Source organism: Micromonospora mangrovicola, assembly GCF_047200535.1.
Classification (GTDB): Bacteria; Actinomycetota; Actinomycetes; order Mycobacteriales; family Micromonosporaceae; genus Micromonospora.
Genome location: NZ_JBJZOG010000167.1, coordinates 1 through 8,835, shown reverse-complemented (window position 1 = coordinate 8,835; position 8,835 = coordinate 1). Strand labels below are relative to the sequence as shown.

Below are 8,835 nucleotides of genomic sequence, written 5' to 3'. Positions count from 1 at the left end.
AAGCGGAGCACCGCTAGCAAGCGATCGGGGATCTCGTGGCGGTGCGTCAGGGAGTTACCAGCCCTCCGTTAACCCTGATCTGGACAGGTGGCCGGAAGGATCCATGGCTGCATCCAACGGGGTAGACCCACTGGAAGGGCTTCGCCGGCGGGTTCGCGTAGTAGTCGGCAAAGCAATTGGGGTCATGCCAACACTTGTTCTCCGCGTTGTTGCAGGCAGAGCACAGGAGGCCGCGTACGAGGTAGGTGTCATGGCAATGGTCGATCGATTGGGGAGCTCGACGGTGGCAGGCGGCGCATCGTCCGTTCTGTAGCGGGTAGAGCACGTACCAGATGAACCACTTGGGTGGCCGCGGGGTCGGCCACGACTTGGCCGGTGCTGGCGGAAATTCTGCAAACCCGGGCCAATGCACTGCTGGCCAGTCCTCGGCTAGTCCGCTGACGGGGTGTGGAGCACAGCGAACGGCTCGTGGCGTGGAGAGTATCGGCTGCCTCTCCATTGGCGCCGACAGCGCTGGGGCGGGGTCCTGCCCTCGGGAATGATCGCAAAGCGGGACGCTCGTGGCCGGATGCAATGGGTGCCAGAACCCGTCTTCTCCAAGGCCGGACTCACTTGCAAGGGGTAATGGATCGCCCGGAAGCATCTCCGGGCACGTACCGGTGCGGTGGTACCGGCTTGTCAGAACCTCCTCTGCACCTCTCAGCCGGTCCACCACCTCCGCAAGGATTTCGGGGTCGACGAGGAGGCGTAGACGCTCTGCAAGAGCGAACGCGTCATCCGTCGGAAGCGTGACCCTCTTGACGGCCACGGCCACTCCTCAATGCAGGCGAGCAGAACCTCGCCTCCTGTACGCCGGTCCGGTGGGCCCACCGAGACTAGAAGTCATCGTCTTCGACGCGCACCTGTGCGTCGAGAGACTGCGCCTTTGCCTCGATCTGCCCCTACATGCATCTCATCGCGTGGCGCGCCGGTTAGGTCGCGCTTCACGCCGGAGGTCCTCGTCGTGTTCTCCATCGGACGGCGACGGGAGAGTGACGCCCGCCGGCGTCGGCGCCCGCCCGGGCCCGTCAAGCGCACGCAGGTCTGCGTCGAGCGTGGCCGGGTCGTAGCAGATGTGGTGGGTCCAGGCGCCGAGGCCGTTCCAGGTGTTGACGGCCTCAATCCAGCGCCGGGCGGCGGTCGCTTTGGCGTCATCCTTCTCGTCAGGATTTCCCTTGCCCTCGAGGAGCACGGTCAAGCCGCTCTTCATCCGGACCACGAAGTCCGGACGGTAGCGGTGAGTGATGCCGAAGTACAGGTACGGGATTTCCAGGAACAGCTTGTGGTTCTTGACCCATGCCTGCACCTCGCCGTGTGCGTCCAGCACGGCGCAGATCTTGCGTTCCAGACCGGAGTCGACGACGGCGTGTGACAGGTGACTCCTGGCGGCGGGGACGCACCGGTCAGTGGGCGCGTTGAAATTCAAGCCGTCGGTGGTGCCGGTGGGTTGGTACTCGTCGAGGGCCGGCAGGAACCGCTCCGGTCCCTCGCCCGGCCGCAGTGCGGCGGAGAGCCGCTCCCGGATGACGGTCAGGTAGCGGAGGTTGCAGATCTCGCGTGGGTCAACGCCGTCCGCGTAGTCAATCTTGCCGCCCTCCGTGACCGGCCGGATGACCTGCCGGGCGATACGGAGCGCCTGGGGAAACAGCCATGGCTTCTTGTACGGCTCGATAAGCCCGGCAGCGACGCGGAACAGCAGCCGCTGGACGCGGAAGTTCTCGTAGGCGCGCTCCCGATCCTGTGTCTCGCCGCCCATGCCGGCGTGCGGGGTGCCGAGGTCGAACTCGACCCACGTTTGGGTCGGATCGAATCGGGGCGTGACCCGGATCGGCTCGATCGCGTCCAGGTCGATATCTAGGATGTCCTGGATGTCGGGTACCACCTGGACAAGCCGCGGGAACTCGATCCGCAAGGCCTGCCGATCGCGCACCGTGTGCACGTTGGTGTAGTCCGGCGGTGGGCTCGGTTTCCCGCCGGTGGCTTTCGCCATTGGCAGCAACTGGAACGGGACACCGTAGATATCGACGAACTCCGGCTGGGAGAGATCGCTCATGCTGGATCGACGCAGGCCGCGGCCCACGACCTGCTCACACAGGAGCTGGGACGCGAAAGCACGAAGGCCAAGGATCTGCGTCACGTTGCGCGCGTCCCAGCCCTCGCTGAGCATGGCCACGGAGATGAGGCAGCGGACCTGCTCGCCCGGCTTGCCGACGCGGCCCACCGTGGCGACGATCTCGCGCGTCTGCTCGGCGACGCCGTTGCCCTCGCCGGCCTCGGCCTTAGCGAGAGCATCCGAGTCGATGCGGATGGTCACGCGGTCGCCGGTCTTCGGGTTAACGAGCATCGGCGAGGCCTCGCCGAGCTCGGCGATGTGCTTCTCCAGCAGCCGCGCAACCGTGGTGTCGTGGGCGATGACGACCATCGCCGGCGGTACGGCGCGACCAGCCTGCTCCCATGTGGTGAACGTGGCCTCCCACGCGGCGGCGAGCTGCTTGAGCGGCCCATCGGCCTCGGCGAGGTAGTCCATCATCGGGTGCGACTCGGCCTCGGCCTGATTGCGCTTGGGCAGCGTCTTGCGGATGTGCTCCCACAGGTTCCGGTACTTGGGCACGGCCTCGCCGGCGTCGTCTGCCGTCGGTGTCCGCGGGATCTTCACGAGCCCGGACTCGATTGCGTCGACCAGAGCAAAATCGCTGATGATCCACTCGAACGGCCTCCATGCCCGATCCTTGAACATGCCGGGATACATGGGCGTCGCAGACAGATCGATCGCTCGGAGGACGCCACGGTGGCGGTAGATCCGCTCCAGCCCGTCAATCCACACGGTCGCCTCGCGCAGTTCGTCGGCGTCCGCACCACGTGCGACCGCGTCGGGCGGGAACCGGTAGGCGTGGTGGGCTTCGTCGTTGAGGACGAGGACCCGACCGGTCGGCGACAGGTCTGTGAGAACGCGTCGACAGAACGCGGCGTCGGATTCCCGGCCGCGCTTGAGCACGGATCGCTTTGGGTCTTCCTTGGGCGCGAGCCCATGCCAGTTCATCACTTGGACGCGGATCTGGCCGAGCAGCGTCGTGTACTGCGGCGGGATCAGATCGAACTCGATGTAGAGCGACTCGGGGTGTGTTGGGTCGATGCCGCCCGCACCGGCGAGCCGGTCCCGGACGGTGATGTTGGGCGCGATGACGAGGATCTGGTCGGCGAACCGGGTGTCCTGCCGGTTGGCGGCCTTGTTCAGTCCCGACCAGGTGGTGACCAAGGCCATCACCATCGTCTTGCCGGTGCCGGTGGCCATCTTCACCGCCCAGCGCGCATACGCCTCGCCGGAGCCCGGCACGTCGACGCCGACCTTGAGATGGTCGGGCGCCTCGACGAGAAACACGATGGTCTCGACGGCCTCCTGTTGGCAGAAGAAGGGCCGGGTGGCGGACGCGACCCGGTCGTCGTCGAACCAATGCCGGAACAGGTCGCGGGTGATCGTCGTGGCCCCGGTGTACCCGTCAGTCCGCCATTGCCGGACGCGGTCCCGAAGGTCGTTGACCAGCGCGAGTGGGATGACATCGTCGGTGATTTTGAGTTGGCCGTCAGGTGACGGCGCCAGGTAGCCCGCGGTCCGCCGGCCGTCGCGGATTTCCGGGGTGACGCCGCTGAAGTGCCAGTAGCGCGTCGGTTCCGCAAAGGCGTTGTTGATGATGGGGTTGCCCTCGATGACGGTGCTGACGCCACCGCTCTCAGCCGCGTGGCTCGCCATCAGGAGCCGCTCCCGGGCAGCGGAAGCACGACCTCGGCAGCGTTGCCGTCCTGGGCGATGACGCGGACCGCGACGCGACTATGTTCTCCTGCGTCGAATGGCAGCGACGCCCACCCGTGAAGCTGAGCGAGCAGGTCGGCGTCGACGGTTCCCCGCAGCGCCGCCTGAAGTTTCTTCCAGGCGTCGGTCACCGGGAAGAAGGCCTGCGCGACCCTGAAGACGTTGCCGTCGTAGTCGTCGTCGAGGAACCAGGCCTGAACGCCTGCCCGCCCGTGGGAGACGACGTCGCCGGTGGCGGCGTCGAAGGTGTCGACACCTTCGATTCCCACGCGATAGCCGTCATTGCCCGCCTCGATCTTGACGTCCGGCGCTGAGTAGAGCCGGAACGTCTGGGACGCCTTCGTGTTCTTGAGCAGGTCGCCGACGAGCAGATCCGGGTTCGCCAGCAGAAGCGACACCTGCGTTCCGCCGACCCGCCCGGTGGCGAGGCGCTCCTGCGCGTCGGCGGACACCGCGAATCCGGCGAACACCACCATGTCGAAGCCAATGGCCTCGCGGAGCGAGTCGGAGACCTGCGCCATCGTGATGGCACCAAACTTGGGGCCGAGCGCGACGGCGAAGCGGCGTGGCTTCCCGCCGAGGTCGGCGACACCCTCTGCTTGGAGGGCTCCGGCCGCGGCGAGCGGTGTGAGTGACTCGATCTTGGCGGGCTGCCCGCCCGGCCGTGGGATGCCCTGAGCTTTGAGTGCCGCGAGGAGCGTTTGTACGTGGTCGGTCGCCTCCGGCTCGACATGCTCCGGCTCGCTCGCGGCCTCATCCGTCGGATTCACAGCGTATCGAGACAGGGCCTCCACTGTGAACGGTCCGGTGACGCGCACCCGATTTCGGCTAACCTTGGGCTGGTCATAAAGCGCGATTTCTTCTACTTCCTCGTTGTCATAGCCGAGGTCGGATGCCCGCACCCACGGAAACGTCTGGTACTGAAGGCCACCATCCACACCGCGGCTGGGGTCGGCGAGTTCGTAGTAGTCGAACCGAGTGGTCAGCAGTCGCTCACGGGCGATAGCGAGCGCTACCCGGCTCGTGTCAATGGTGATCCATCGTCTGCCGTACTGCTCCGCGACTGCTGCAGTCGTCCCGCCGCCGCACGTTGGATCGATGACGAGATCGCCTGGGTCCGTGGCCATCAGCAGCGCTCGTGCGATGGCCTTGGGATTTGTCTCCACCACGTATCTAGCGCCCGACCGTTGGGCGAAGCCGGCCTGTCCGGTGTCAGTCCAGATGTTCGTCCGACGGATGTAGCCGGCCTCGTCGGCGTACCGCACGTAGCTGAGTGTCTGCCCCACCACGGCGAGGCGCCCAAGGGCCGCGAGCCTTTGCATACCCTCTGGGCGCAGGAGCCAGTGGCGGTTGGGGCCGGGATGGAATACCCCGCCCTCAAACTCAAAGTTGACGGTCTTAGAGGCGCTGTAGCCCTGGCTTGTGGCGTTGTCGTACCGGAAGACGCGTGCCCCTTCAGGAAGCGAGCCAAGGTCCGCTCGTTCCGCGGGAGTCATCGGCCGCCTCGTGCCGTCAGTCAACTCGACGTGTCGGTACGCACCGGCGCCAGCGATTTCATCACGACGGTCCTCGTAGAGGTGCCGGAATTTCACCTGGTCCTTGTCTTTGGCATACCAGCAGATGAAGTCAGTCACCTCCGGCAGCAGCTTAGAGGTCACCTGGGAGGTCTTCTGCATCGTGATCGTAGTGACCGAGTTTTCGGCTCCGAAGACCTCATCGAGCACGGCCTTCACCAAGTGGAGCCGGTCAGGCCCGATCTGAACGAAGACCGAGCCCGTGTCGTTCAGAAGTTCCCGGGCGATGGTCAGCCGATCACGTAGGTACGAAAGGTAGGAGTGAACGCCGAGCTCCCAGGTGTCCCGGAACGCCTGGATCATCTCCGGCTCCCGCGTCAAGGACGCGTCGTCACCATCCTTGACCGCACGCTCGCCAATCTTCGGTTGGAAGTTGCTCTGGTACCGGATGCCATAGGGCGGGTCCATGTAGACGCACTGGACCTGACCCGCCATGCGCTCGCGGTCCACCAAGCTCGCCATCACGGTCAAGCTGTCACCGAGGATCATCCGGTTCGACCAGTTCAGGTCATGTTGGTAGAACTCCACGGCTGCCGCCGGGTCGAGCACGTCCAGGTCGAACAGTGGCTGCTGAAGCCGCTGCCGGCGCACCGAGCCGATGATTTTCTGGGCAGACAGCTCCTCGTGCACGTGAATCGACGGCGCGGGAACCTCGACCGTGTCGCGCTCCGCCTTGCCGGCCCAGACGAGCTGCGGGTCGAGATGTGGGTCGTACTTGAGCCGGCGTACCGGTGTTTCATCGCGGTCCAGATGCGCCAGACCTGCAGGTGGGTTATTAGTCCGCTTAGCGGTGATGTGCTCATAGTCGTCGACAAAGACCGTTTTGTCGACATTCGCCCTACCCCGGCCTGCCACCTGCATTCACTCCCCGTCGCTCAGCTCTACCGTGCGCCTTGCACGACGGACCGTACATCTGAGCGGCCATGCATACGAGACCGAAGCGCCGTCGCCAAGGCGGTTGATGTTACTGACGGATGCCAACCACGGGGAGCCGGGCGGCATGATGGCCGGATGGCGGCAGTCGAGGCGTGGTTTCTGGGTGGACCGGTCGACGGGAGACTGATGCCCGTCGAGGTCTCCGCGGACGGCAACCCACCGGCCGTGGTCAAGTTGCCACAGACTGGCTTCTACGTCGGGCCGATCGATTCCCCGGCGCCCGCGGTTGAGCACCTCTACGTCCTGACCGACAAACTCGATGACTCCGAGGTCTACCAGTACCGGCAGACCGCTTCGGATCCGGCGGACTGACCAGCCAGAGCCGGCGGAACGCCGTTCTACCGTTGTTCGCTTGTAGACCATTGCCACGCCTCTCGGCACCTGTATATATCGAAGTATCCCTATCTTCGATGACCGGGAGAGCCAACCGTGACCCGTACCCTGCGTTGGGCCGCCACCCTGCTGGCCGCCGTCACCGCCACCACCGCCCTGACCGCCGCCCCCGCCCACGCCGAAACCTACTCCGCCGCCCTGCGCACCGCCGTGGCGAACCTGCCCGTCGCCACCGAGGTCCGCACCGGCTACGACCGCAGCCTCTTCCCGCTCTGGATCGACGCCGACGGCGACGGCTGCAACACCCGCTACGAGGTCCTCATCGCCGAAGCCACCACCAAACCCACGATCGGATCCGGCTGCTCCCTGTCTGGTGGGCGCTGGTACTCCTACTACGACAACGCCTACTGGACCATCACCAGCGACCTGGACATCGACCACATGGTGCCCCTCGCCGAGGCATGGGACTCCGGCGCCCGGAACTGGACCACCAGCCGTCGTCAGTCATACGCCAACGACCTCGGCGACTCCCGTCCGCTGGTCGCCGTCACGGACAACGTCAACCAGGCCAAGGGCGACCAGGACCCGGCCACCTGGATGCCGCCCTACAGCTCCGCCCGCTGCCGCTACATCAACGAATGGATTGCCACGAAGATCCGCTGGCGGCTCACCGTTGACACCGCGGAGAAGAACGCGCTGACCATCTGGGCGAACTCCTACCCGAACGTCACCATCACCGTCGTCCGGGCCTTCTGACAGCACCCGAAGGGTGCCGCGCCGCCGGTCTTTGCATTTGCCCGGTTGGTCGCGGCGCCCTCGCTGGGTCTGGACTCCAGCTGAGGTCAGTCAGGCGATGCGCGCGTAGTCGGAGAAGGGGTCTTCGCCTTCGCCGAGTATCAGCGGCACGTCGTACACGGACAGGTCCGGCCTGGGCCGCGCGTACCGGACGCGGTGACGCCACCGGTGGTGCTCGTAGGCCGTGTCCACCTGAATCTCGGCCACGACGGTCGGCTCGACCTGGGCGTAACGCAGCGGCTCGGGCCGCTCGATCTGGCCCGACCACGTGGCGGGCAGCGGATCGGGCCAGGGGTGGATGACCGTTTGCCGTTCGGTCGGACGGGGCGGCGACAGCAGCGAAGCCAGCTCCAGACGCTGCGGCGTGGCCAGCGGGTGCGTTCGGCCGGTGTACCGGAGCCGACCCCGCCGGTCGAAGCGGCCGAGGAGAGCGGTGTCGGGGTTGCGGACGCTGCCGGTGACGCCGCCGATGATCGCCTCCGTGGTGGCACGTACCCGGAACTTCGCCCATCCTCGCCGGCCAGGCTCATACCGGCTGTCGAGCCGTTTGATCACCACACCCTCGACGCCAGCCGCGGTCCAGGTAGTCAGCCACTCGCTGACCTCGGACAGGTCGGCGCTTTGCGGGGTGACCGCCAGCTGCGGCGGGGCGCCGGCGAGCAGCCGCATCAGCCGGGCACGACGCTCGACCAGCGGCGCGTCGAGCACCGGCTCCCCGCCAGCGTCGACGAGAACGTCAAAGGTCACGTAGTAGGCCGGGTGCTCACGGGCTTCCCGCAGCAACTGTCGGCCGGCGGTGACCCGCCGCTGCAACAGGGCGAAGTTCGTCCGCCCGCGCTCCCAGACGACTAGTTCCCCGTCGAGCACCACACCGGGCGGGACGAAGGCCCGCACTGCCCGCGTGATGTCCGGGAAGTACGGCGTCAGATTCCTGCCGGCGCGGGACTGCAGGTAGACGTCGGAGGCTCCCCGAAAGGCCAGCGCCCGCCACCCATCCCACTTCGGTTCATAGGTCAAGTTCGGACCCTCGGGCACCGCGTCGACGGGCGCGGCCAGCATCGGGGCGACAGGCCGGCGTAGCACCGGCCCACCCGGCGACGTCTCCCACCGCCAGGCCGGACTCAACCCCTCCAGCCCCATCCGCCCCGACCGCGAGCGTCACTCATCTTCCCGTCCCTCCCCCGCTATGGTCGGGCAGCGGGAGTGGGCTCCGGGCGCAGATCAGGCATGACGAATGCACGGAACCGTGCACATCGCCTCACCCACGCCTTGTGTCGCGGGCACTGCCTAGATCAAGGGTCCACGGGGCCAGAGCTGGCAGGGTAGAACGGCTCCTCCCGCGGTGGCCGG

Annotated in this window: 6 protein-coding genes; 2 read left to right on the top strand and 4 right to left on the bottom strand. The window is 66.6% G+C overall.

The features are described 5' to 3' along the window. Positions 1-46: 46 nt before the first annotated feature. The 3 genes from ACL02O_RS32800 to ACL02O_RS32790 all read right to left on the bottom strand — a co-directional run bounded on the left by ACL02O_RS32800 (position 47) and on the right by ACL02O_RS32790 (position 6,282). Positions 47-499: an endonuclease domain-containing protein gene (locus ACL02O_RS32800; RefSeq protein ID WP_412822065.1), complete on the bottom strand. Its 453-nt coding sequence runs from the start codon at positions 497-499 to the stop codon at positions 47-49. A 453-nt stretch (positions 500-952) separates the two neighbouring features. After that, entirely contained in the window at positions 953-3,787 is a 2,835-nt protein-coding gene (locus ACL02O_RS32795) for a DEAD/DEAH box helicase family protein (protein ID WP_412822063.1), read from the bottom strand. Continuing rightward, positions 3,787-6,282, bottom strand: a complete 2,496-nt coding sequence (locus ACL02O_RS32790) for a site-specific DNA-methyltransferase (protein ID WP_412822062.1) — start codon at positions 6,280-6,282, stop codon at positions 3,787-3,789. Before ACL02O_RS32790 ends, ACL02O_RS32795 begins: the two co-directional genes overlap by 1 nt. Positions 6,283-6,432: 150 nt before the next feature. On the opposite strand from ACL02O_RS32790, the gene ACL02O_RS32785 reads away from it, so the two are divergent. Together ACL02O_RS32785 and ACL02O_RS32780 are read left to right on the top strand one after the other, a co-directional pair. Next, positions 6,433-6,669: a hypothetical protein gene (locus ACL02O_RS32785; protein WP_412822061.1), complete on the top strand. Its 237-nt coding sequence runs from the start codon at positions 6,433-6,435 to the stop codon at positions 6,667-6,669. Positions 6,670-6,786: 117 nt separating this feature from the next. Then, positions 6,787-7,446 (top strand): HNH endonuclease family protein, encoded by a 660-nt coding sequence (locus ACL02O_RS32780; RefSeq protein ID WP_412822060.1) that lies wholly within the window; start codon positions 6,787-6,789, stop codon positions 7,444-7,446. A 90-nt stretch (positions 7,447-7,536) separates the two neighbouring features. On the opposite strand, the gene ACL02O_RS32775 is transcribed toward ACL02O_RS32780, so the two are convergent. After that, entirely contained in the window at positions 7,537-8,544 is a 1,008-nt protein-coding gene (locus tag ACL02O_RS32775) for an ATP-dependent DNA ligase (protein ID WP_412822064.1), read from the bottom strand. Positions 8,545-8,835: the final 291 nt, after the last annotated feature.